The sequence below is a fragment of the Cupriavidus basilensis genome, assembly GCF_029335485.1.
Classification (GTDB): domain Bacteria; phylum Pseudomonadota; class Gammaproteobacteria; order Burkholderiales; family Burkholderiaceae; genus Cupriavidus; species Cupriavidus basilensis_E.
Window position 1 is genome coordinate 16,824 of the sequence record NZ_JARJLM010000579.1, and the last position, 23,006, is coordinate 39,829.

At 67.6% G+C, this 23,006-nt stretch carries 20 protein-coding genes; 17 read left to right on the plus strand and 3 right to left on the minus strand.

Features of this window, described 5'->3' with window-relative positions:
* Positions 1-62 precede the first annotated feature (62 nt).
* On the plus strand, positions 63-203 hold the full coding sequence (locus P3W85_RS36305) for a hypothetical protein (protein WP_017228266.1): 141 nt from the start codon (positions 63-65) through the stop codon (positions 201-203).
* Between the two features lie 19 nt (positions 204-222).
* Here the strand turns inward: P3W85_RS36305 and P3W85_RS36310 are convergent, their stop codons facing one another.
* Positions 223-1,215 (minus strand): alpha/beta hydrolase, encoded by a 993-nt coding sequence (locus P3W85_RS36310; RefSeq protein ID WP_276268325.1) that lies wholly within the window; start codon positions 1,213-1,215, stop codon positions 223-225.
* A 250-nt stretch (positions 1,216-1,465) separates the two neighbouring features.
* Here P3W85_RS36310 and P3W85_RS36315 point away from each other — a divergent pair, with 250 nt between their 5' ends.
* The 11 genes from P3W85_RS36315 to P3W85_RS36365 all read left to right on the plus strand — a co-directional run bounded on the left by P3W85_RS36315 (position 1,466) and on the right by P3W85_RS36365 (position 17,359).
* Positions 1,466-2,488 carry an acyloxyacyl hydrolase gene (locus tag P3W85_RS36315; protein WP_276268326.1) on the plus strand — a complete coding sequence of 341 codons (1,023 nt, stop codon included), beginning with the start codon at positions 1,466-1,468 and terminating at the stop codon, positions 2,486-2,488.
* A gap of 336 nt (positions 2,489-2,824) precedes the next feature.
* Complete coding sequence (locus P3W85_RS36320; protein ID WP_017228269.1) at positions 2,825-3,748, plus strand: LysR family transcriptional regulator; 924 nt, start codon at positions 2,825-2,827, stop codon at positions 3,746-3,748.
* Positions 3,749-3,884: 136 nt separating this feature from the next.
* Positions 3,885-5,138: a D-amino acid dehydrogenase gene (locus P3W85_RS36325; RefSeq protein ID WP_276268327.1), complete on the plus strand. Its 1,254-nt coding sequence runs from the start codon at positions 3,885-3,887 to the stop codon at positions 5,136-5,138.
* 103 nt (positions 5,139-5,241) lie between these two features.
* Positions 5,242-6,675: an N-acyl-D-amino-acid deacylase family protein gene (locus P3W85_RS36330; protein WP_276268328.1), complete on the plus strand. Its 1,434-nt coding sequence runs from the start codon at positions 5,242-5,244 to the stop codon at positions 6,673-6,675.
* A gap of 136 nt (positions 6,676-6,811) precedes the next feature.
* Entirely contained in the window at positions 6,812-7,759 is a 948-nt protein-coding gene (locus P3W85_RS36335; RefSeq protein ID WP_276268339.1) for a tripartite tricarboxylate transporter substrate binding protein BugE, read from the plus strand.
* Positions 7,760-7,841: 82 nt separating this feature from the next.
* Positions 7,842-9,293, plus strand: a complete 1,452-nt coding sequence (locus P3W85_RS36340; RefSeq protein WP_276268329.1) for a gluconate:proton symporter — start codon at positions 7,842-7,844, stop codon at positions 9,291-9,293.
* 11 nt (positions 9,294-9,304) lie between these two features.
* Complete coding sequence (locus tag P3W85_RS36345; protein WP_276268330.1) at positions 9,305-10,177, plus strand: serine hydrolase; 873 nt, start codon at positions 9,305-9,307, stop codon at positions 10,175-10,177.
* Between the two features lie 22 nt (positions 10,178-10,199).
* Positions 10,200-11,039 carry a carbon-nitrogen hydrolase family protein gene (locus tag P3W85_RS36350; RefSeq protein WP_276268331.1) on the plus strand — a complete coding sequence of 280 codons (840 nt, stop codon included), beginning with the start codon at positions 10,200-10,202 and terminating at the stop codon, positions 11,037-11,039.
* 398 nt (positions 11,040-11,437) lie between these two features.
* Positions 11,438-12,337: a translesion DNA synthesis-associated protein ImuA gene (gene imuA / locus P3W85_RS36355; RefSeq protein WP_276268332.1), complete on the plus strand. Its 900-nt coding sequence runs from the start codon at positions 11,438-11,440 to the stop codon at positions 12,335-12,337.
* A complete protein-coding gene (locus P3W85_RS36360) occupies positions 12,270-13,832 on the plus strand; it encodes a Y-family DNA polymerase (protein ID WP_276268333.1) in 1,563 nt (520 codons plus the stop codon). Before imuA ends, P3W85_RS36360 begins: the two co-directional genes overlap by 68 nt.
* Positions 13,833-13,864: 32 nt before the next feature.
* Complete coding sequence (locus P3W85_RS36365; RefSeq protein WP_276268334.1) at positions 13,865-17,359, plus strand: error-prone DNA polymerase; 3,495 nt, start codon at positions 13,865-13,867, stop codon at positions 17,357-17,359.
* Positions 17,360-17,389: 30 nt separating this feature from the next.
* On the opposite strand, the gene P3W85_RS36370 is transcribed toward P3W85_RS36365, so the two are convergent.
* Complete coding sequence (locus tag P3W85_RS36370) at positions 17,390-17,641, minus strand: hypothetical protein (protein WP_276268335.1); 252 nt, start codon at positions 17,639-17,641, stop codon at positions 17,390-17,392.
* A gap of 380 nt (positions 17,642-18,021) precedes the next feature.
* On the opposite strand from P3W85_RS36370, the gene P3W85_RS36375 reads away from it, so the two are divergent.
* Positions 18,022-19,977: a methyl-accepting chemotaxis protein gene (locus P3W85_RS36375; RefSeq protein WP_276268336.1), complete on the plus strand. Its 1,956-nt coding sequence runs from the start codon at positions 18,022-18,024 to the stop codon at positions 19,975-19,977.
* A 15-nt stretch (positions 19,978-19,992) separates the two neighbouring features.
* Here the strand turns inward: P3W85_RS36375 and P3W85_RS36380 are convergent, their stop codons facing one another.
* Positions 19,993-20,901, minus strand: a complete 909-nt coding sequence (locus tag P3W85_RS36380; RefSeq protein ID WP_276268337.1) for a DMT family transporter — start codon at positions 20,899-20,901, stop codon at positions 19,993-19,995.
* A 188-nt stretch (positions 20,902-21,089) separates the two neighbouring features.
* Here P3W85_RS36380 and lysM point away from each other — a divergent pair, with 188 nt between their 5' ends.
* The 4 genes from lysM to P3W85_RS36400 all read left to right on the plus strand — a co-directional run bounded on the left by lysM (position 21,090) and on the right by P3W85_RS36400 (position 22,743).
* Positions 21,090-21,575, plus strand: a complete 486-nt coding sequence (gene lysM / locus P3W85_RS36385) for a peptidoglycan-binding protein LysM (protein ID WP_017230368.1) — start codon at positions 21,090-21,092, stop codon at positions 21,573-21,575.
* 136 nt (positions 21,576-21,711) lie between these two features.
* Entirely contained in the window at positions 21,712-21,894 is a 183-nt protein-coding gene (locus P3W85_RS36390) for a hypothetical protein (RefSeq protein ID WP_017230369.1), read from the plus strand.
* A gap of 58 nt (positions 21,895-21,952) precedes the next feature.
* Positions 21,953-22,201, plus strand: a complete 249-nt coding sequence (locus P3W85_RS36395) for a GlsB/YeaQ/YmgE family stress response membrane protein (protein ID WP_017230370.1) — start codon at positions 21,953-21,955, stop codon at positions 22,199-22,201.
* 47 nt (positions 22,202-22,248) lie between these two features.
* Positions 22,249-22,743 carry a hypothetical protein gene (locus tag P3W85_RS36400; RefSeq protein ID WP_017230371.1) on the plus strand — a complete coding sequence of 165 codons (495 nt, stop codon included), beginning with the start codon at positions 22,249-22,251 and terminating at the stop codon, positions 22,741-22,743.
* The last annotated feature ends 263 nt before the right edge of the window (positions 22,744-23,006 follow it).

Below are 23,006 nucleotides of genomic sequence, written 5' to 3' on the forward strand. Positions count from 1 at the left end.
GCGCCGGCGCTGCGGTTTTGAATGGTTTCCGGATGGATTCATATGCATTCGGGAGACCGCTCATGCGCGCGCAGATGGACCGTGCGCTGACGATCGGCTATCTCTGCGCGGCCGCCGGGCTCAACGGATTCGAGCTTCAGCACGGCCTTCCAGCGCTCTTCGGCCGCTCGCCAAAGACCGTGTTCGGCAAGCGGGGCGGGTAGCCGCCGACGGGCGGGCCCGTCAGTGCTGCGCCAGGCCGTCCAGGCGCTCCACTGCATCCACCGCCGCCGCGCGGGCTGCGGGGGACAGGGTGAGCGTGATATGGCCGGTATCGGGCACCAGGGTCACCGGGATATCCGGCCTGCCCGCATCGGCAAACACCTGGGCGTACTTGTCGGCGACGAAGACTTCGTCGTTCCGTCCCGCCAGCACGGCCGCGGGCCGGTGGATCGCCCGGATATTCTGCTGGTAGGCCTCGTCCGGCTGGAAGTTCGTTACCAGCGCAAACGAGTACCACGGGGTGAGCTCGGCGCGCGGCGCGTCGTTGACGGCGAAGGCGATCACCGGCAGGTGGTTCAGGCCGGTGATGCCGATGCGGTTGAGCAGCACCAGCGCGATCACGCGCGGCATGCCGACCGATACCCAGCCGCCGCCGTTGGGGCGATAGGTGGCTGCGTGGCGGTTGGTGTAGGGTGCCATGAACAGGTAGTTGTCGAACAGCGCCTGTCGCTCGCCGCCCGCCACGCGGATCGCAAAGCCGCCTCCCGAGGAGAATCCCGCCAGCGTCTTCGGGCCGGCGGGCTGGACGGTGCGGACGAAGTCTTCCAGGTCGTCGTCCAGCTGGCCGATATAGGCGATGTCGCCGCGCGGGCCCGAAGCGCCGTGGCCGCGTATATCCAGTGCGTAGACCGTGAAGCCGGCCTGGGCGAAACGCTGGGCGAGCGGATGCATGCTCTGGCTGTTGGCGGAGGAGCCATGCACCAGCACCACGCTGCCCCGGCTGGCGGTGCCGCCGGCGCCCGGATAGCGGCGATAGGCGAGCTGCGCGCCATCGCGTGCCGCGTAGCGGGCGAGGGGCGGTAGCGCGGAGAAGTCCACGTCCTTGAACGGGTCGCTGATGCTCAGCATCGGTTTTGGCCGGGCCGGGCCGCCGAACACAATGGCGGCGGCCAGGGCCAGCAGCAGCGCGGCAACGATGGCGGAGACGGCAACGGCAATGGTTCGCGGTTTCACGGTGATGGCGTTGGCGTGGTTGAAAATGGCCGGTCGTGTCTGGAGCGGGCACCCCTGCATATCGAAAGGTGCGCTATTCCCTACCGCAGGCTAGCACGCTTCGCCGCCGGACAGTGAGGATACCTGGCGTATGCGTTGCTTGATGCGTGGGGCTGTCATCCGGAGCACCTCCGCGTGAAGTCGGCACCCGGTGGATTACGAAGCGCCGGCCTGAGCGGGCGCAAGTTACATGGGGGGCGGGGAGGGAGCCTTGGCGGCGGGCGCGCCTTCGCCGTGCTTTGGCGGACCGGCCAGCCTATGGCGCCGCGATCATTCTCATTCGCGCCCCATTACGCTTCCCGCGGCCTGCGGCGCAGCGCGGCGAAGTCGGATAGACGGCAAATACGTATCGGCGGGCGAGGAATCCGGCGTCGGTGAATGGCCTGCAAACTGGCCGGTCCACGCCACCGCTCCCGCCTGTGCGAGAATCCACCGTTCTGCCGAAAAACGGCAAGGATGCGACAATCTTCCGCTTGCGGCACAAGGCATTGTTCCTGATCTGGAACAGTCTATTCCGCATGCGATGGCATCCAACCGTCCGGCCGGCCATTATCCTTCGTCGCGGACTACCAGTTTTACTAGGCCGGCGCATCGACGCATTCAAAACTACGTGGTGTTGCCGATAACGTTATGCAATCATCTCGATTTCTCCAACTTGGTCTCTGCCATGCGCCTACTTGCTGCCTCCATCCTTTTTCTGTCTGGCGTACTTGCCAGTGCTGCAGCCGTTGCCGCCCCGGCCACTGAAGATTCCTCCTGGTTTGAACCGTTGCGCTTGGGCGCCTCCGTGGGCGCTGGCAGCGATGCCTCGATGGCGCGCCTGGAGGCGCGCTGGAATTTGAAGAGAGACCTCTGGTCCACGGATTCCAAGTCGGTGCGCATTCGCCTCGGGCTCGAAGCTTCCATCGGCGGCTGGAATCCGCATGGCGCTAACAGCAATTTGATGGGCGATATCGGCTTTACGCCGATCTTCCGCGTTCAGGGCGCCGGTTCGTCGGGTCCCTTCGCCGAAATTGGCGCTGGCGCGCACCTGCTGACGCGCTCGCATATTTCCGATACCAAGGTCTTTTCCTCGGCGTTCCAGTTTGGCGATCGCGTTGCCGTCGGCTACCGTTTTGGCGACGCACTGGATTCGGAGCTTGCAGTGCGTTTCCAGCATTACTCCAATGCCGGGATCAAGCAGCCCAACCCCGGCATCAACTATTACCTCCTGCAGTACTCGGCCCGCTTCTGATTCCCGATTTCTGAATTCCGATCGTTCGATGGCTTGCGGACCGGTTGCCCCGAGGCTGCCGGTTCGTGCCGGAGCGATGGCTTCTGGTTCCGCATCCGGATAGTCGGGCGACCAGGATCGAGGCCGTGCCTCGTTCTCGAATGTAATGTATTTTAAATAGCACATTATATTGGGTGATGGCTTCGATTCCATTGGCTACAAGCGCGGCAGGACCTCGTCAGTTCCTGTGACGGGCTTGGGACGCGCGGAATGCCCTGGATGGCAAGCCGGGCGTGCGCCCGATCTCTTTCACTACACTCCAGCCAAGGCAATCGTTACTTCTCCCTATTCCGCGCCATGCGCCTGCGTCATCTCGAAGTGTTTCATGCGGTCATGCGCACCGGCTCGCTCAGCCGCGCAGCGCAACTGCTTTGCGTTTCCCAGCCGGCGGCCAGCAAGGTGCTCGCCCATGCGGAGCGCGATCTCGGGCTAAAGCTGTTCAAGAGGGCTCACGGGCGGCTGCTGCCGACCCGTGAGGCAGAGCTGCTCTATGCCGAGACCGGACACCTGTTTGCCAACCTGGAGAATGTCAGGCGTCTCGCGCGCAATCTCAAGCGGCATCCCGAAGGCCATGTGCGTCTTGGCTGCCTGCCGAGCCTGGGCTTGAGCCTGATTCCGCAGGCGGTGCGGGATTTCCGCCTGCAGTGTCCGGGAGTCTCGCTGGAGATCCAGACCCGCCACAGCGATGAGCTGTTGGCGCTGGTGCTGTCACGGGAACTGGATCTCGGGGTGGTATTCGATCCGCCGGCCCGGCCGGGTGTGGCGGTGGCCGATCTCGGCCGTGCCGCGGTGGTCTACCTTGGGCCGCAACAGGGCGAGGCGGCGGGCGGACCGGTCCACCTGGCGGAACTTGACGATCAACGATGGATCGGGATCGGCAGCAGCGATCCGCTCGGCGGCCTGATCGCGCAGGCCTGCCACGAGCTTGGCCTGGAAGAGCGTACACCCATGATCGAGGCGCGCACTTACTATGTGGCGGCCGCCCTCGCGGAGTGCGGCGTGGGTTATGCGCTGGTGGACCAGTTTACCGCGCAGTTCGCCGCGCGCGGCAGCCACAGCGACCTGACCGTCCAGCCGGTGGCGCCGGCTCTCTCGGTCGGGGTGACGGCGATCTATCCGGAGGGCGGCGTCTCCTCGCGTGCGCTGGATGCATTGCTGGACGTGTTGCGCGCTCAGTTGGCGGCGACCCTCGTCGTGGCGCCTCCGCTGGCATCTCCATAACCTTGGGTTATGGGTTGTGCCGTAAAGATCATTTGAACCTGACCTCTGTCGCGTCCACACTTCCGCTTTGCCCAGCCAGTCCGCCAGCAGCGGAGATGGCTGGCGGCAACGGGATATCGAGGCAGGAGAGAACAGCATGCGGATTTGCGTACTTGGCGGCGGCGTGGTGGGTGTCGCCAGTGCATATTACCTGGCGCGCGAAGGCCACAGCGTGACCCTGCTCGAAGCGCGCGAGGGACTGGCGCTGGAAACCAGCCTGGCCAACGGCGCTCAGCTGAGCTACAGCTATGTGGCGCCGCTTGCCGATCCCGCGGTGCTGCCCAAGTTGCCGGGCTGGTTGTTGAACCGGGATTCCCCGCTGCGCTTCGTGCCCAGCCTGGACCCGCACCAATGGCGCTGGTGCCTGGCTTTCCTGCGCGCCTGCCGCAGCGACGTGGCCCGCGCGGTCACTGCCGAGTTGCTTGGCCTCGGTTATCACAGCCGTGCCCTGGTGCATGACCTTGTCACGCGCGAGAAACTGGATTTCGACTACCAGCGCAACGGCAAGCTGGTGGTCTACCGCGATCCGGCGGCATTCGCCGGCGCGCGCCGGCAACTGGACTATCAGGCCGGGCTCGGCAGCAGCCAGCAAGCGCTGGACGGTGCGGCCTGCGTGGCGCTGGAGCCCGTGCTGGCCCAGCTTGGTGACCGGCTTGCGGGCGGCATTCATACGCCCAGCGAAGATGCCGGCGATTGCCATGCCTTCAGCACGAAGCTGGCCGAATTGACAGGGCAGCGCTATGGCGCGAGATTCCACTGCGGCGAGCGCGTCACCGGCCTGCGCCGCGAGGGCCGCGCCGTGGTGGCGGTGCGTACGGAGGGCGGCGAGATCGAGGCCGATGCCTTCGTCATCGCGGCCGGCATGGGTAGCGTTCCCTTGCTGGCGCAGCTGGGCCTGCGCCTGCCAATGTATCCGCTGACCGGCTACAGCCTGACCGCGCCGGTGGTGAGCGGCAGGCACCGGCCGCCCGGAATCAGCATCACCGACCTTCACCACAAGGTGGTGTATGCGCGCCTGGGTCAACGCCTGCGCATTGCCGGCATGGTGGACCTGGCCGGCCGGCACCCCCGCGCCGACCGGCGGCGCATTGCCTTGCTGGCGCGGCAGGCACGCGAGACGTTTCCCGACAGCGCGGATTTCGACGCGGCGACTGCCTGGTGCGGAAGCCGGCCGGCTACCCCCGACAGCAAGCCCTTGATCGGTGCGACTCCGTACGCCAACCTGTGGCTGAACACCGGCCACGGCGCGCTGGGCTTTACCCTGGCTTGCGGTAGCGCGGCTTTGCTGGCCGACGCCATTGCCGGGCGGCCAGCGCCGCTGGATGCGGCAGCCTTTGCGCTGGCCCGCTGAATGCCATCTTCCATCCCTGAATCGAAACCCAATGCATCCGCACTCTGACGGCGCGCCGCTTGCCGGTTCGCCGCGCGGTGGAGCGGTTTCCCGGAGTTGAACCATGCCCACCTGCGATTTGTTGTTCCTGAATGGCCAGTTGATCGATGGTACCGGCGCGCCACGCCGCGCCGGCGCGCTGGCGGTGGATGGCGGCCGCATTGCCGCCATCGGCGATTGCGCCGGCTGGGAAGCCGGTCGTGTCATCGATGCCGCCGGCCGTGTGCTTGCGCCTGGCTTTATCGACGTGCATACGCACGATGACAGCGCCTTGCTGAAGACGCCGGCGATGCCGGCCAAGACCAGCCAGGGCGTGACCACCGTGATTGCTGGCAATTGCGGGATCAGCATCGCACCGCTGGTGCCGCGCTACCCGCTGCCCCAGCCGCTGGCGTTGCTGGGGGAGGTGCCGGACTACCGTTTCGCTACCGTGGCGGCATACCGGAGCGCGCTCGAGGCCGCGCCGCCTAGCGTGAATGTCGGGCTGCTGGTCGGGCACAGCACGCTGCGCGCGGGGGCGATGCAGGACACCAGCCGTGCTGCCAGCGCCGGCGAGATCGAAGCGATGAGCGCGGCCCTGGCGCAGGCCTTGCTGGACGGCGGCCTGGGCCTGAGTACCGGGCTGAGCTATCCGGCCAGCCGCGCGGCGCCCACCGCCGAGGTGGTGGCGCTGGCGCGGGTAACGGCCAGCCATCCCGGCGCGATCTACACCACGCATATGCGCAGCGAGCGCGACCAGGTGATCGAAGCCGTGCGCGAGACGCTGCAGATCGGCCGCGAGGCGGCCATTCCCGTCGTGATCTCGCATCACAAATGCATCGGTCGCCGTAATTTCGGCAAGACAACCGTGACGCTCGAACTGATCGACCGCGCGCTCGCAACGCAGGACGTCGCGCTTGACGTCTATCCCTATACCGCCAGTTCCACCGTGCTGTTGCCGGAATTCGTCGGCGATGCCGAGCGCATCATCGTCACCAGTTCGCAGCCGCACCCCGAGCAGGCGCGCCGCGATCTCCATGAGATTGCCGCCGAGTGGGGCGTGTCGCTGGAGGATGCGGCAGCGCGGTTGGGGCCCGCCACCGCCATCTATTTCCAGATGGACGAGGCCGACCTGCGCCGCGTGCTGGGGCATCCGCGCACCATGATCGGGTCGGATGGCATCCCCGGGCCCTACCCGCATCCGCGCCTGTGGGGCAGCTTCCCGCGCGTGCTCGGCCACTACGCGCGCGAACTCGGACTGCTGACGCTGGAGGACGCGGTACGCCGCATGACCTCGCTGCCAGCATCGGTCTTTGGCCTGCCCGGGCGCGGCATGCTGCGGGAGGGGTACGCGGCGGACCTTGTGCTGTTCGATCCGGATGGCGTGATCGATCGCGCTGATTACACGCAGCCGTGCGAGCCGTCGGTGGGGATCGAGCAGGTCTATGTGAACGGCTGCGAGGTGTGGGGGCGCGCAGGCGCCACCGGCGCGGCCGCCGGCCGGTTCCTGGCGCGCTGAGCCTTGCCGTGGCCAGGCGGCGCCATCGTGCACTACCTGGCGTGGCCGGATTGCCAGCCCGCATCGCATCGCGCGGACAACCCATCACTACCCGAGGAGACCCAACTTGAAACAAGCCCATTCCCCGTTGCTTCCGATGCTGGCGGCGCTCGCTGTCGGCTTTGCCGCCGCGCCCGTGGCCGCTGCCTATCCGGAGCGGCCGATTACCCTGGTGATACCGTTCTCGGCAGGAGGGCCGACCGATGTGGTCGGCCGCATCGTGGCCGCCAAGGCAGCCGGACTCCTGGGCCAGCAGATCGTGGTCGACAATCGCGTGGGCGCGGCCGGCACCATTGGCCTGACGGCGGTGGCGCGCGCCAGGCCGGATGGCTACACCCTGGGTCTGGCCACCGTCAGTACGCACGGCACCGCGCCGCATCTGATGGCCAAGCCGCCTTATGACCCCGTCAAGGACTTCACGCCGGTGACCAACCTGGTCAGCAGTCCCAACATCCTGAGCGTGCATCCGGGCTTTCCGGCGCAGACGCTGAAGCAGTTCGTGACCTACGTGCAGCAGCACCCCGGCAAGGAGAGCTATGCCAACGCCGGCGCGGGCGGCATCAACGACCTTGGCATGGCCTGGTTCCTGCAGATCAACAATGCCGCCATGGTGAGCGTGGCCTACAAGGGTTCGGCGCCGGCCTTGAACGATGCGATCGGCGGCAGCGTTACCACGATTTTCGATAACTTCCCGTCTTCCCTGCCATTCATCAAGGCGGGCAAGTTGCGCGCCTTGGCCATCACCGGCACGCAGCGCAACGACAAGCTGCCCGATGTGCCGACCTTCGCCGAGCTTGGCTACAAGGACTTCGACGTCAGCGCCTGGTACGGCGTGGTGGCGCCGGCGCACCTGCCGGCCGACGTGCGTGCCAGGCTGGCGGATGCCTTCATTGCCGCACTCAAGGATCCCGGCACGCGCCAGCGCCTGATCGATGCCGGCGCCTACCCGGTCGGGAATAGCCCAGAGGCGTTCGCGCGCCAGATCGGCCGCGAATACGAGCGCTGGGGCGCGGTGATCCGCAAAGCCGGGATCACTCCACAGTAGTCCGAGCCGGACAAAGCGGGCGGGGAGCGCCGCGGGTAGACAAGCGATACGAAACAAGAGATACGAAAAAAACGGAGATGGCATGACCTCATTGACACGAAATGCCCCAGCCTCGCCGCCAGCGGCGGCCGCGAGCGGGCTTCAACCCGGCCGGCGCAATGCCGCCATCGCGGTATTCCTGCTGGGACTGGCGATTGCGCTGTACGCCCACTTCACCATGCCGGGGCAAACCAGCTTGTGGGGGCTGACGCCGGTGCTGGTATTTGCCGTCATTGCCCTGCTGGGGGTGGATATCGTGCTGTCCACCATTGCCGCCATCGTGCTCGGCGCCATCATGACGGGCACCACGCCCATCGGCATGGGCAAGCTGCTGGCGGATTCGCTGGGCTCCTTTATTGCGGTGGTCGGCCTGATCATCGTGCTGGGCGCTGGCGTGGGCGAGGTGGCCGCGCGCACCGGCGCGGCCGAACAGATGGTACGCGCCATCGTGCGCCGCATCGGCCTGTCCAACCAGGTGCGTGTGCGGCTTGGCATCATGGTGGCCTCGACGCTGATCTGCGGCGCGCTGGGCACGCTGGCCGGCGGCAACGCCATCATTGCCGCGGTGGTGATCCCGATTGCCGCCGCCGTGCGTCTGTCGCCGCCGGCGGTGGCGGCACTGTTCCAGACCGCCGGTTCGGCCGGCCTGGTGCTGGGGCCTTTCACGCCCAATGTGGTCACGGTGACCGGGCTGACCGGCCTGAGCTATCCGGAGTATCTGCTGGTGGCCGGCATCCCGATGGCGGCCGCGACCCTGCTGAGCGGCTGGTTCATGTCCGGCCGCATCCAGAAGATGACCGAGGCCAGCCACCAGTACGAGGAGGCGGAAGCTGGCGGCATGGCCGCCATCGACCTGGATGCCGCGCCGTCACGCCAGGCCGTGCGCGCCGCGTGGGCATTCTGCCTGACCATCGTCGCGCTGGCCGTGGCCGGGGTGCTGGCCAAGGCGGGCTACGCGTTCGCCATCATCGTCATGGTGTCGCTCGCCGCCACCACCGGGCTGGCCGGCGGCATGAGCCCGCGGGCCATCCTGCAGGCTATGTATGCGGGCGCCGGCAAGCTGATCTGGATCTTTTTCCTGTTCTGGCTGTTCAATCCGGTGTTGGTGCTGGTCGACAAACTGAACGCCTACCATGCCTTGCTGGATCTCGCCAGCCCGCACCTGGCCGGCATCGGCGGCGCAATGCTGTGCGTGATCGTGCTGTGGTTCAACGTGATCGGCCATATCCCCGGTGCGGCCGTGGCGCAGATGACCTTCACGGCCAAGATCTTCGGCCCGCTGCTGGCGGCGGCCGGAGCCGGCCCGGCGGCCACCACCGCGGTGATCCTGGGCAGTTCGCAGATCGACTGGTTCGGGCCGTTCCCCACCTCAGACATGTTCGGCCAGATGGGGCTGGCACGCTCGACCCAGCTCAAGTACATGCTCTATAACGGCTGGGCCGTGATCGTGGTGAACCTGTGCCTGTTTTCCACCCTGTTCTTCTTCCTGGTTTAAGGAGAGCGACCATGTTCCCGCTGGGATCGCGTCCGCTGGACGCGCGCGCACTGCGCCAGCATGTCGAAGCCGGGCTGGCGCCGCTGCTCGCGGCGACGCCGGCGCGCCTGTCGCTCAGCCTGCGCGGCCTGGATGGCGCCGTGGTGCTGGAGCGCGATGCTGGCCGTGTGCAGCCGTCGGCCAGCATCATCAAGCTTCCCATCCTGCTGGCGCTGCTGGAGCAGGTAGCGGACGGCCGCTGCCGGCTCGACCAGCAGCTGGTCCTGGACGAGGACGAGCGCGCGGGCGGTACCGGCATTCTCCATCAGTTGCCCAGCGTGGCCAGTCTGTCGCTGGCGGAACTGGCGCGGCTGATGATCGTGCTCAGCGACAACGTGGCCACCAACGCGCTGATCGGCCTGCTTGGCTGCGCCGGGGTCACGCAGTGGTGCCGGCGGGCCGGCCTGGCGGCCAGCAGCTTGCAGCGGCGCATGATGGACGCCGCCGCGCGGGATGCCGGCCTGGACAATTTCACCAGCGCGGGCGATGCCGCTGCGGCGCTTGGCTGGATGCTGCGCGAGGCGTCGCTGCCAGCGGCACTGCGGACCTTCGCGCTGTCGTTGCTGGCCGACCAGCGCGAGCGCGCCCATTTCGGCGCCGCGCTGCCGGCACAGGTCCATCTCGCCAACAAGACCGGCCAGTTGCCGGGCCTGCGCCATGACGCCGGCATCCTCACCGCAGGCGATTGCAGCGTGGTGCTGGCGGTGCTGGCCGACGGCTTTACCGACCCGCGCACCGCGCACACCCTCCATGGCGGAGACGGGGCTGAACTGCTGGCGCAGATCGCGCGGCTGGTGGCCGGCGGGCTGCTTGCGCAGGCCGGCAAGCAACCGGCACAGGAATAGACAAGGAATATAAGGAACAGTCATGCCAATCAGAGTGGCAGCCATTCAACTCGACAGCCGGGACGACCGCGACGCGAACCTGGCTGCGCTGGAGCACTGGATACTGGCGGCGGCAGGCGACGGCGCCAAGCTGATCGTCACGCCGGAATACACCGATGTGCGCGGCGACGCCCAAGCACTGCGCGCCGCGGCCAGCCCGATACCCGGCGAGGTCACCGGGCGCATCGCGGCGCTGGCGCGCCGCACCGGCTGCTGGATTCACCTTGGCTCGATGCATGAGCGGCTGGCGGACCAGGCCCGGCTCGGCAACAGCGGCATCACCTTCGCGCCGGACGGCGCCATCGCCGCGCGCTATCGCAAGGCCCACCTGTATGACGCGGTGGTCGACGGCGTTCCCTACCGCGAGTCCGCCGATTTCGCGCCCGGCGAGCATTTGCAGACCGTTGAGGCGGCGGGGCTGACGCTTGGCCTCAGCATTTGCTACGACCTTCGCTTCGGGGAACTGTATCGCACCCTGCGCGGGCGCGGTGCCAATGTCCTGGTGGTGCCAGCCGCTTTCAATCTGCATACCGGCCGGGATCACTGGGAGACCTTGCTGCGCGCACGCGCCATTGAAAACCAGTGCTATGTGGTGGCTGCCGCGCAGATCGGCGGCGCCGGGCCGGGATTGCCCTGCCTCGGGCGCAGCATGATGATCGATCCCTGGGGCACGGTGCTGGCCTGCATGCCGGACCGCACCGGCTATATCATGGCCGATCTGGATCCGGAGCGGGTAGCGGCCCTGCGCGCCGGACTGCCGGCTTGGGAGCATCGCCGCACCGACCTTTACTTCCGCAACGCGGATGGCACGGCGGCAGCTTGAGGCGTGCCACCCGCCTCCTATCGCCTGCATCGTCCGTCAAGCTAGACTCGCGGGAGTCCGTCCGGGCCAGTGTCTGCACGCCTGGCCCGGGCGCTCCCGCGCCGGCGACTTCCAGGCCTGGGAGCGGTTCGACCGCCTGCAGCGCAAACTCGGTGGCCTGGTCGCTTTGTTCATGGTCGCCGCGCTCGTGCTGGGCGGCTCTCTTTTCGTGGCGGGCTGAGATGCCTGCTTGCCCATCTCCTGGTCAGGGGCGGGCGGACAGCGTGATTGGTTGAATCTTCCGCTGTAGGGGAGCTTTTCTCTTTGATGCTTGCCGGTTTGCTTGTGGATACTGTATAAATATACAGTGTTCACCAGCAAATCCCCCACTCAGCTTCGGACTGAGTCGCAAACGTCATATGACCTCGCCATTCCTTGCCCCTGCGCCCGACTTGTCGGGCGTTTCGCCCTTGGCGCAGGCGCCCTCGGCCCGTCAGGGCGCGCTGGACGCATTGGAGCGCCGTTATCCCGGCTTGTGGCGGGCAGGGCAGCTTGGCCATCTGGGCCGGGTGGGCAGCGTGCCGGCCCTGGACACGGGGCATGCGGCGCTCTCGGCCGAGTTGCCCGGGGGCGGCTGGCCGGTGGGTGCGCTGACTGAGTTGCTGCTCGCCGACCCGGGTGTTGGGGAACTGCGCCTGCTGCGGCCCGCACTGCGGGCGCTGACCGCTGCGCAGCGCCGGCTGGCGCTGGTGGGGCCGCCGTACCTGCCCAATGCCATGTGCATGGCCGAATGGGGTTTGCCAGCGCACCAGTTGTTCTGGGTGCGTCCCCCCGCTGGCGCGGACCGGGCCGCGGCGCAGGCCGATGTGTTGTGGGCCGCGGAGCAGGTATTGCGCAGCCAGGCTTTTGGCGGGGTGATGGTGTGGCTGCCCACGGCGCGTCCGGAGGCGCTGCGCCGTCTGCAGGTGCTGGCGCAGGCGGGGGATGCGGTGGCCTGGGTGTGCCGTCCGGCCAGCGTGCTGCGCGAATCGTCGCCGGCGGTGTTGCGGCTGCTGTTGTCGCCGTTGCCTGGCAATGCCCTGTCGATCACTTTTCATAAGCGGCGCGGGCCGGTGCGCGATACGCCGCTGGTGCTGCCGCTGGGCGAGATGATGGCGGTGCCCGCCCGGGCGGAACCCGCGTCGCCGGCGCCGGTGCCTCTGGCGCCCCTACATGCCACGGTTTCCCATGCCGTTGCGGGAGAGCAAGCCCATGTCGTACTGGATCGCGGTGCATCTGCCGCGCCTGTCGCTGGACGCGCTGCAGCCGAACTGGCCTGACTCCGCCTCGCATGCCTCTGCTGGCGCCTTGCACCACAGCGTGCCGGTGGCGGTGATGGAGCGCGAGCGCGTGGTGCTGGCCAACGGGCCGGCGGTGGCGCTGGGGGTGCAGGCCGGGATGCGGCGCGGCGGCGTGCAGGCCTTGTCGGCGCAGGTGGTGCAACTGGAGCGCGAGCCGGTTGCCGAGGCGCAGCTGATGACGGCGCTGGCACTGGCGCTGCTGCATTTCACGCCGCATGTCGCGCTCCATCCCGATCCCGATGCGGCTACCGTGATGATCGATGCCGGTGCCAGCCTGCGGCTGTTCGGCGGCCATCTTGCGCTGTGCCGCGCGGTGTATGCGCGGGTGCGCCGGTTGGGCGCATTCCTGCAGCTCGGTTGCGGGCCCACGGCCTTCGGCGCCGCGTGGCTGGCGGCGCAGCCGCTGCGGCGGGATCGCCGGGGCGCCATGGTGCGGCCGGCGCGGCGCGCGGTGCAGCCGGCCCGCATGGCGCGCCTGCTGGACCGGCTGCCGGTGGCCATGCTGCACGGTCTGGCCGACGACGGCTGGCTCGACGGCATCGGCTGCCGCACCGTGGGAGAGGTGCGCGGCCTGCCGCGTGCCGGCCTGCGGCGCCGGCTGGGGCCCGATCTGCTGGCACGGCTGGATCAGGCTTATGGCGAGGTGCCGGTGCGCTTTACCTGGTTCAGCGCGCCCGCGGCCTTCGCGCAGCGCATGGAGCTGCCCGGCCGTACCGAATCCGTCCAGGGTGTGATGGCGGGCGCGCAGCGCCTGCTGCTGGCGCTGGCCGGCTGGCTGGCGGTGCAGCAGGCCGGCGTGACCCGCCTGGTGCTGCGGCTCGAGCATGAGCGCTACCGGCTTGGCTGCGAGACTCCGGCTACGCCGGTGACGATCGGCCTGGCGCAGCCCAGCCGCGATCCGGTCCATCTGTCGAAGCTGTTGCAGGAGCGGCTGGACAAGCTGCAGTTCAGTGTGCCCGCGGTGGGCCTGCTGCTGCTGGTGGAGTCCATGGAGACCTGCCTGCCGCAGAGCGATTCGCTGTTCCCGGAGCCGGGCGGCACGCCGGCCGAGCTGGGCCGCCTGCTCGATACGCTGATGGCGCGGCTCGGCCGCGAGAACGTGCTGCAGCCCCGGCCGCTGGCCGACCACCGGCCCGAGCGCGCCAACCGCTGGTGCCCGGCCGACGAAATGCCGGGAGGTTCGCCGCGCGAGGGCGCGCGGGCCACGCCGGGTCTCCCCGAGCGCCCGCTGTGGCTGCTGGAACAGCCGCTGCCACTGACCGTGCAGCGCCACCGGCCTTGTCATGGCGGGCCGCTGACCTTGCTGTCGCGGCCGGAACGCATCGAATCCGGCTGGTGGGATGGCGCGCTCGCCACGCGCGATTATTTCATCGCCGAGCGGGGCGATGGCCTGCGCTGCTGGGTCTACCGCCAGCGTCCGGGGCGCGAGGAAGGCGGTGAGTACCGCTGGTTCCTGCATGGCTTGTTCGCCTGAGCCTCATCCTCGTCATGTCCAGCAAGCCAGCCATGCCTTCGTTTTCCGCTTTGCCGTCCGCGCTTTCGGCGCTGCTGCCGGCATTGCCGGATTATGTGGAGCTGCACTGCATCTCCAATTTCACGTTCCTGGATGGGGCTTCCCATCCGGTCGAGCTGATCGAGCGCGCGTTTGCGCTGGGCTACCGCGGGCTGGCGCTGACCGACGAATGCTCGGTGGCCGGCACGGCGCGCGCGCATCACGCGCTGAAAGACCTGCGCGAGCGTACCCGCGACGCGGCCGCGCGCAGCGCGGCGCGGCTGGCTGCGGGGCTGGATGAAGATGATGACGATGAGGATCCCACCGAGGACGACAGGGAGGAAGCCGGCCAGCCCGATGGCGGGCACGGCGCGGATGGAGAGCCCCTTGCCGGGCCGGATCCGGATTCCGCGTCCGCCGCCAGCAGGGCCGCGGCTCCCGGCGAAGCCTGCCAGGCCCGCCTGCGCCGCCATGAAAAACGCACCGCCCAGGCGCGCGCCGCGCAGGATTTCCGCCTGCTGGTCGGCAGCCGTTTCACGCTCACCGGCCACGCCGGCGAGCCGGTGCTGCGCCTGGTGCTGCTGGCACAGGACCGCGAAGGCTTCGGCAACCTGAGCGAGCTGATCACCCTGGGCCGCACGCGGGCGGAGAAGGGCAGCTACCGCCTGCATCCCGACGACCTGGCCGCGCCGCCGCAGCCGGAGCAGGCTCACCTGCGCGGCATGCCCAACTGCCTGGCGTTGCTGCTGCCGTCTTATTGCCCCGAGCCCGACGCGCTGCTGCAACAGGCGCAGTGGATGCGGCAGACCTTCGGCTCGCGCGGCTGGATCGCGCTCGAACTATTGCAGGGCCATGCCGACGCCTTGCACCGGTTGCGGCTGGAGGCCGTCTCGGCGCAAACCGGCCTGCCGCTGGCGGGGGCCGGGGCGGTGACCATGCATGTGCGCTCGCGCAAGCCGCTGTCCGACGTGCTGAGCGCCATCCGCGTGGGCCAGCCGCTGGCCGAGTGCGGCATGGCGCTGGCGTCCAACGCCGAGCAGCACCTGCGCATGCGGCAGCGGCTGTCGCGGCTTTATCCGCGCGAGGCGCTGGCGCAAACCGTGCGGATCGCCTCGTGCTGCGATTTCTCGCTGGAGACGCTGCGCTACGAGTATCCGGAGGAACTGGTCCCGCCCGGCGAGACGCCCTTCAGCTACCTGCGCCGCGAGACCATGAAGGGGGTGCTGCGGCGTTTCCCCGGCGGCCTCAAGCACCAGTGGCGAAAGCAGTTGATGGACGAACTCGCGCTGATCCGGGAAAAGCACTACGAGCCTTTCTTCCTGACCGTGCACGATATCGTGCGTTTCGCGCGCAGCCGCGACATCCTGTGCCAGGGGCGCGGCTCGGCGGCCAACTCGCTGGTCTGCTATTGCCTGTTCATTACCGAGGTCCATCCCAAGGACGCGAATATGCTGTTCGGCCGCTTCCTGTCGCGCGAGCGCGACGAGCCACCCGATATCGATGTCGACTTCGAGCACCAGCGGCGCGAGGAAGTCATCCAGTACATCTACGGAAAATACGGCCGCGACCGTGCCGCGCTGGCGGCTTCGCTGATCACCTATCGCTCGCGCAGCGCGCTGCGCGACGTTGGCCGCGCGCTCGGCATCGATGCCAGCGTGATCGAGCAGGTGGTCAAGGGCCAGGCGTGGTGGGATGGCGGCAAGACCTTTCTCGATCGCATCGCCCAGTACGGGCTGGACCCGGACGCGCTGGCGGTGCGGCAGTGGGCCAGCCTGACCGCGCAATTGCGGGGTTTCCCGCGGCATCTGTCGCAGCATGTGGGCGGTTTCGTGATCGCGCGGCACAAGCTGTCGCGCCTGGTGCCGATCGAGAACGCGGCCATGGAAAACCGCAGCGTGATCCAGTGGGACAAAGACGACCTCGAATCGCTCGGCCTGCTGAAGGTGGACGTGCTGGCGCTGGGCATGCTGTCGGCGATCCGGCGCGCGCTGGCATTGATTCCGACCCGCTCGAGCGCGCCGTTGCGGATGCAGGACATTCCCCGGAAAGACCCGCAGACCTACGACATGATCTGCGCCGCGGACACCATTGGCGTGTTCCAGGTGGAATCGCGGGCGCAGCAGTCGATGCTGCCGCGGCTGCAGCCGCGCACGTTCTATGACCTGGTGGTGGAGGTGGCCATCGTGCGGCCGGGGCCGATCCAGGGCGGCATGGTGCACCCCTACCTGAAACGGCGCGAGCAGCTGCGGCGCACCGGCAAGCCGCCGGCATATCACAATGAGGTGATCAAGGATGTGCTGGGCCGGACCCTGGGCGTGCCGATTTTCCAGGAACAGGTTATGCAGCTGGCCATCGATGCAGCCGGCTTCACGCCAGGCGAGGCCGACCAGTTGCGCCGCTCGATGGCGGCCTGGCGGCGCAAGGGCGACCTGAAGAAGCACCAGGACGCGCTGGTCAAGGCGCTGACCCGCAACAAGTATCCGGAAGCCTTCGCGCTGGCCATCTGCAAGCAGATCGAGGGCTTCGGCGAATATGGCTTCCCGGAAAGCCATGCCGCCAGCTTCGCCAAGCTGGTCTATATCAGCGCGTGGATCAAGTGCCATCATCCGGCGGCCTTCCTGTGCGCCTTGCTCAACAGCCAGCCGATGGGTTTCTATTCGCCCTCGCAACTGGTGCAGGATGCCCGTCGCCACCACGTGACCATCCTTCCGGCGGATGTGACGGTGAGTTGCTGGGAAAGCACGCTGGAGCCCGCGGCGCCGGAGCCTGCGGCGCGAGTGCGCGAGCGTGCGCAGCCGGCGGTGCGGCTCGGACTCGATCGCGTGGGCGGCATGCGCGAAGCCGCGGCCCAGCGCATCGTGCAGGCACGCGCCGAGCAGCCTTTCGCCAGCGTCGAAGACCTCGTGCTGCGGGCGCGGCTGGACCGTCATGACATCGATGCGCTGGCTGCCGCCGATACGCTGTCCGGCCTGGCCGGGCATCGCCGCCAGGCGCGCTGGCAGGCCCGTGCCGCCGCGCTGCAGGCGGCCCACCGCGACCTGCTCTATGAAGCGCCGCCGGCCGAGAGCGAACTACGCCTGCCGGCGCCGCGGCTGGGCGAGGACGTGGCGGCGGACTACGCCAGCCTGGGCCTGTCGCTCAAATCGCATCCGCTGGCGCTGCTGCGGCCGCGGCTGGCCGCCATGAAATACGCCACGGCGCTGGAACTGGCCCGTTGCGGCAACGGCCGGCGCGTGCGGGCCTGCGGCATTGTCACGGTGCGCCAGCGTCCGGCTACGGCCAGCGGCACTATCTTCACTTCGATCGAGGACGAGACGGGTGTCGTGAATGTGATCCTGTGGCCGGACCTGATCGAGCGCCAGCGCAGGGAAGTGCTGGGCGCCACCTTGCTGGGCGTGATCGGCATGTGGCAGCGGCAGGGAGAAGTCAGGCACCTGGTGGCGCAGGAACTGGTGGACCTGAGCCCGCTGCTGGGCCGTTTGATGGTCTCCAGCCGCGACTTTCATTGAGCGGTGCCGGGCCGGCACCATCCGGCAGCGTTACCGGGCGGATGCTTCCTGGTCATGAGGCCCGCCGCACAATGGCCTGGCCGTCTCTCCCTGCCACCCCACCGCCCTGAGCAAGGCATAGCCATGCGATGTGATATGCGGGCACGCCTGTCCCGGCGCGCATTCCTCGAGCGTCACCAGGCCGCGTTCCAGTAGCGCTTCCAGATCCACGGGATCGAGTTCCCGCCGATCCTGCACATCGCGGGCCAGCAGCAAGGTGGCAAATTCGTGTGGACTCAGCATCGCCTACTCCTGGTTGAAAATCCTGATCGCGCGGACCGGCGGGGGTGGACGCCGCCGCCTGGGAAAAGACAGCACTCCCGTCCATTGGTTCAGGCGCGTTTTTCGTCTTGGCGAGGCAGCCGGCAGACCTCGCGTTCCTTTTTTCCTTCACTTCAGTTGTACGCGGCTTGTGCGTCCGTTTCGTGTCCGGTACGTATCCCATCCTGGCGCGTATGTCACCGATTTCACGCCGGCATTACGCCCGCTTTTCGAGCATCCTGCACCTGCCTTGTGCCGTTTCCGCCCCGTGTTTGTGCAGGCCGGAATTACTGCGAAACATCGCTTCAGTAAGCTGCCGGATGGCCGATACAAGGCGCATTCATGCGTTTTCGGGATCTCTCGTGGCTACCTTTCTTTCTCCCGCAGTGCGCCTGATGGCGCGCCTCGATATCACCCGCAAGCTGGTCTTGCTCGCAGTCCTGTTCCTGATCCCGCTGAGCGGCTCGCTCTATGCGGTCCTGAGCCTGTCGGTGCAATCGGTCCGCGCCGCGCAGGACGAACTGCGGGGCCTCGCCATCGTCGACCGTGCGCTCGACTTCATGCGCGAAACGCAGGTCAGGCGCGGCGCAGCCAATGCCGTGCTGGCCGGCAATGCGGCATTCCGCGCCACCTTCGATGCCGCGGATGCCAAGGCCGGCACATACCTCGACGCGTTGATCAGGCAAGCCGACGCGGCGGCGGGCTTCGACGTGAGCGCAGACACGCGAAGACTAGGGCAGGCGTGGAAACGCATGCATGAAACGGGCCTGGACGTCACGGCCGGCCCGCTGTTCGACATGCACAGCGCACTGGTCAAGCAGACCCGGCTGTTTATCGGCGATGTGGCCGACCGCTCCTCGCTCGCGCTCGACCCGGATAGCGGCTCGTACTACCTGGTCAACCTGATGGTGGGGCCGATGCCCAAGCTCGCCGAACTGAGCGCGCTGGCGCGCGGCCGGGGCGCCGCGATCATCAGCCAGGGCGGATATTCCGACGCGGCGCAGCAGGCCGAGCTGGCCGCGCTGGCCGAACAGATCCAGGACGGCCTGGAATCCGTGCGGCGCGATATCGGCCGCGTGACGCGCGGTGCTCCGGACTATCGCCCGCGGGTGGAAGCGGCGCAGGCGAAGCTGGCCGCCATGGACGCCTTCCATCGCACGCTGAAGGAAAAGATGCTCGGCACGGGCGGCATCGCCATCGATGCCAAGGCGTACTTCGGCGAAGCCACCGCCGCCATCGATGCGGTTTCATCGGTCAATAAGGAATTCAACGCCATCGCCCGCGCCATGCTGGCGCAGCGCATCGCCGCCGGCGCGCTGCAGCTGGAAGTGCTGGCCGGCGTGGCGCTGCTTGCCGTTGGCGCTGCGTTCTACCTGTTCGCGGGCTTCAGCCGCGGCATGCACGAGGACGTGCGGGAAGTGGCCAGCATGGTGGCGCGGATCAACGGCGGCGACCTGGCGCTGCGGATCGAGGTGCGGGGCAGCGACGAACTCAGCGAGGTGAAGCGCCACCTGCTGTCGCTGGTGGAGAACTGGCGCGCGCTGATCGGCGATACCAAGATGGGGGCGCAGAACGTGCTGGTTGCCGCTGGCGAGATCGCGCAGGGCAACCTGGACTTGTCGCAGCGCACGGAGGAGCAGGCGTCGTCCCTGCAGCAGACCGCCGCCAGCATGGAGCAGCTTACCGCGATCGTGCAGCAGAATGCCGGCAGCGCGGACCAGGCCAGCGCACTGGCCGGCGAGGCGTCGGATATCGCGGTGGCGGGTGGCGCTTCGGTGGGGCGCGTGTTGCAGACCATGGGCGAGATCGAGGCCGATTCGAGGCGCATCGCCGAGATCATCGCGGTAATCGACGCCATTGCCTTCCAGACCAATATCCTGGCGCTCAATGCCGCGGTGGAGGCGGCGCGCGCCGGCGAATACGGCCGCGGCTTTGCCGTGGTGGCCACCGAGGTGCGCGGCCTTGCGCAGCGCGCGGGCAGCTCCGCCAAGGAGATCCGGTCCCTGATCTCGCAGTCGGTGCGGCGCGTCGAGACTGGCTCCGTGCTGGCGGGCGATGCTGCCGCGACCATGGACGGCATTGTTGCCGCGGTCAAGCGTGTGACCGCCATGATGGACGAGATCAGCCATGCATCCCGCGAACAGAGCAGCGGCATTGCGCAGGTGAACCAGGCCGTCACCCAGATGGATCAGGTCACGCAGCAGAACGCCGCGCTGGTCGAGCAGGCCGCTGCCGCCGCCGACGCCTTGCGGAAGCAGGCGCAACGCATGGAACAGTCGGTCGCCGTTTTCCGGCTGGAAGAGGCCATGCCGGCGTAGCGAAGGCGGCGGGCATCAGCGCCGGTTGGCGATCCAGATGCCCGCCACGATGGCGGCCAGCCCGGCCGCGTGAAACCAGCGCGGCCAGTCGCCCAGCAGCGCGGTCGACATCAGCGCGGCAAATACTGGCGTGAGCGTAAAGAAGAAGACCGGCAACTGGGCTCCGGCGCGGGCAATGGCGCGGTCCCAGGAAAAGTAGGCTAGCAGCGATGGGATCGTTGCCACATACAACAGGATGCCAATCACCTTGCCGTTCCAGTGCATCGGCACAGGCGCCGTCCACAGCTCCCACGCCACGAACGGCACGCTGGCCAGCACGCCCGCCACGATCTGCGCGAACAGCAGCACGGCCAGCGGCAGGGCCGGCCGCTTCTTGCGCAGCAGCCAGGTGTAGGCGCTCCATGTAATGGTGGCCGCCAGCATGAACAGGTCGCCGGGCACGAAATCCAGCTGGGCCAGCCGCTCCGGCTCGCCACGCAGCAGTACCACGCCCACGCCGGCCAGACAGAGCAGGGCGCCCAGCGCGTGCCAGCTGCGCACCCGCTCACGGAAGAAGAGTGCGCCGATGATCAGCAGGAAGATCGGCGCGGAGGCGCCGATCAGGGTGACATTGATCGGTGACGACGTGGTCAGCGCCAGGTACTGCATGGCGTTGTAGACCGAGACGGAGAGCATGCCCATGGCGGCGATGACACCGGCGTGCTGCTTCAGGGCCGCGGCATGCTCGCGCACGCCCCGCCGGACATAGGGCGCCAGCAGCAGCCCGGCCAGCGCCCAGCGGGCAAAATTCAGCGTGATCGGCGGGATGGCGCCCGCGGCGTAGTGGCCGACAATGGCATTGCCGGCCCAGCTCAATGGCGGAAATGTCAGCAGGCCCAGCGTGGTCCAGTCGAGCCTGGTCTTGCCAAGCGAGGAAGCGGTCATCGGTGTGTTGTCGTCCTGTTTGTATTCTTTTGTTCTTCTCTGCTTTTCTGCTGGCATTATGCCGCAGGCGTCAATTGCAAACGATTGTCAACACCCTGCTTTTGGCGGGTACCTTGCGCTAGTCTCCCCACCTATCGGGCTGGGTTCCAGGTCCGTTCATCAATTTTCTGACTCGGTTGGAGTGGGCTATGGGTATGCTGGATTTCATCAAGGATGCAGGCGAGAAACTGCTTGGCATTGGCACGGCAAAGGCGGCGCCTGCGGCCGATGCGACAAGCATCGTCGATGACGCCAATCGCGCGGCGGCTGCCTCGATCGAGGGGTATATCGCCAGCATGGGCCTGTCGGCCGACGGCCTGTCCGTCACCGTCGATGGCGCGCAGGGCGTGGTGACTGTCTCCGGCCAGGCCGCCGACCAGGCCACGCGCGAGAAGATCATCCTGTGCTGCGGCAATGTCCAGGGCGTGGAAAAGGTGCAGGACGACATGACCGTCAGCGCCGAATCCGCCGCCGCGCAGTGGCATACCGTGGCCAAGGGGGACACCCTTTGGGCCATTGCGCAGAAGTGCTACGGCAACGGCGCCCGCTACCCGGAGATATTCGAGGCCAACCGTCCCATGCTGAGCGATCCGGACAAGATCTACCCGGGCCAGACGCTGCGCATTCCGGGCTGAGCCCGGATGCTGGCCTGGTCGGCCAGCGCCGGATACGAACTGTTACACGGCGCAGCGCGCAGGCTGTCAACACGTGTAGCCGCCGGGCCGTTTCTACAGGCAACGCGCAAGATGCGCGGCTCACCTGGAGATTGACATGAAGAAGGTTCTCGCCATCCTGACCCTCGGCCTCTTTGCTGCCGGCGCTTTCGCCCAGGCACCTGCTGCCGAGGCCACCAAAGAGCCGGTCAAGGTCGAAAAGAGCACGCACAAGAGTACCAAGACGCACGGCACCAAGCATACCAAGCCGGCAACGCCGGCCAAGTCCGCCGCACAGTAATGCGGCGATTCGGGGTGCGCCTCGCTGGGGGCGCATTCCTTTTTCCTTCTCGTGACCTATGCACCTGATCTGGACGATTCTCATCGGCTTCGTGGCGGGGCTCGTAGCACGCGCCATTACCCCGGGCAACGGCCCTAGCGGCTTCTTCCTGACCGCCGCGCTTGGCATCGGCGGCGCGCTGGCGGCTACCTTCCTCGGGCAGGCTTTGCACTGGTATCGCCCAGGGCAATCGGCGGGCTTCATCGGCGCCGTGGTCGGCGCGGTGATTCTTTTGCTGGCCTATCACCTCATCAGCAAGAAGAGCTAGGCTAGCCAAACAAGCAAACAAGACATAGCGAAACACGGAACGCGATCATGAGCCTGATGGATTTTTTGCAGAGCGCGGCGACTGCCCTCGGCGGCACGCCCGAACAACAGGTGGACCACATAGCGCAGAACGCCCCGGCGGGCGCGCTTGGCGAGGTGCTGGCCAGCGCCTTCCGTTCCGATCAGACGCCGGCGTTCGGCAATATGGTGGGTGAACTGTTCGGCCAGTCCAGCGGTGCGCAGCAAGCCGGCATGCTTAACCAGCTGCTGGCAACGCTGGGCCCCGCCGTGCTGTCCGGTGCGGCGGGTGGCGCGCTGGGCAACCTGCTGCAGCCCGGCGCCACCCAGGTCACGCCCGAGCAAGCCAGCCAGCTCACGCCGGCACAGGTGCAGGAGATCGCGGCCCATGCCGAGCAGGCGCATCCGGGCGTGGTCGACCAGATTGCCGGCTTCTATGCGCAGCATCCCACGCTGGTCAAGACCATTGGCGGCGCTGCGCTGGCCATTGCGCTGGCGAAGTTCAAGGAGAGCCAGCAGGGCTGAGTCCTCACCCCAGGCCGCCTTGCGCGGTCTCGCGCCCGCATCGGGTCCAGGCCCGGCTCCATGAGAATTTTCGAATGGGGCTTGCCAGGATGATGCGGGCGCTTTAGTATTCGCCCCCTTTCGCCACACAAAGACCGCTGCAGCGCAGACGGGACAAGGGTTGCGGGGGTTGGCAGGGGAGGTTGGCGAGCCGTGTTCAGGCGCCGGCTGCAGCAAAGAAAGTTTGCGAAACCTGTTGACGAAACGATGATTGTTCTTCATAA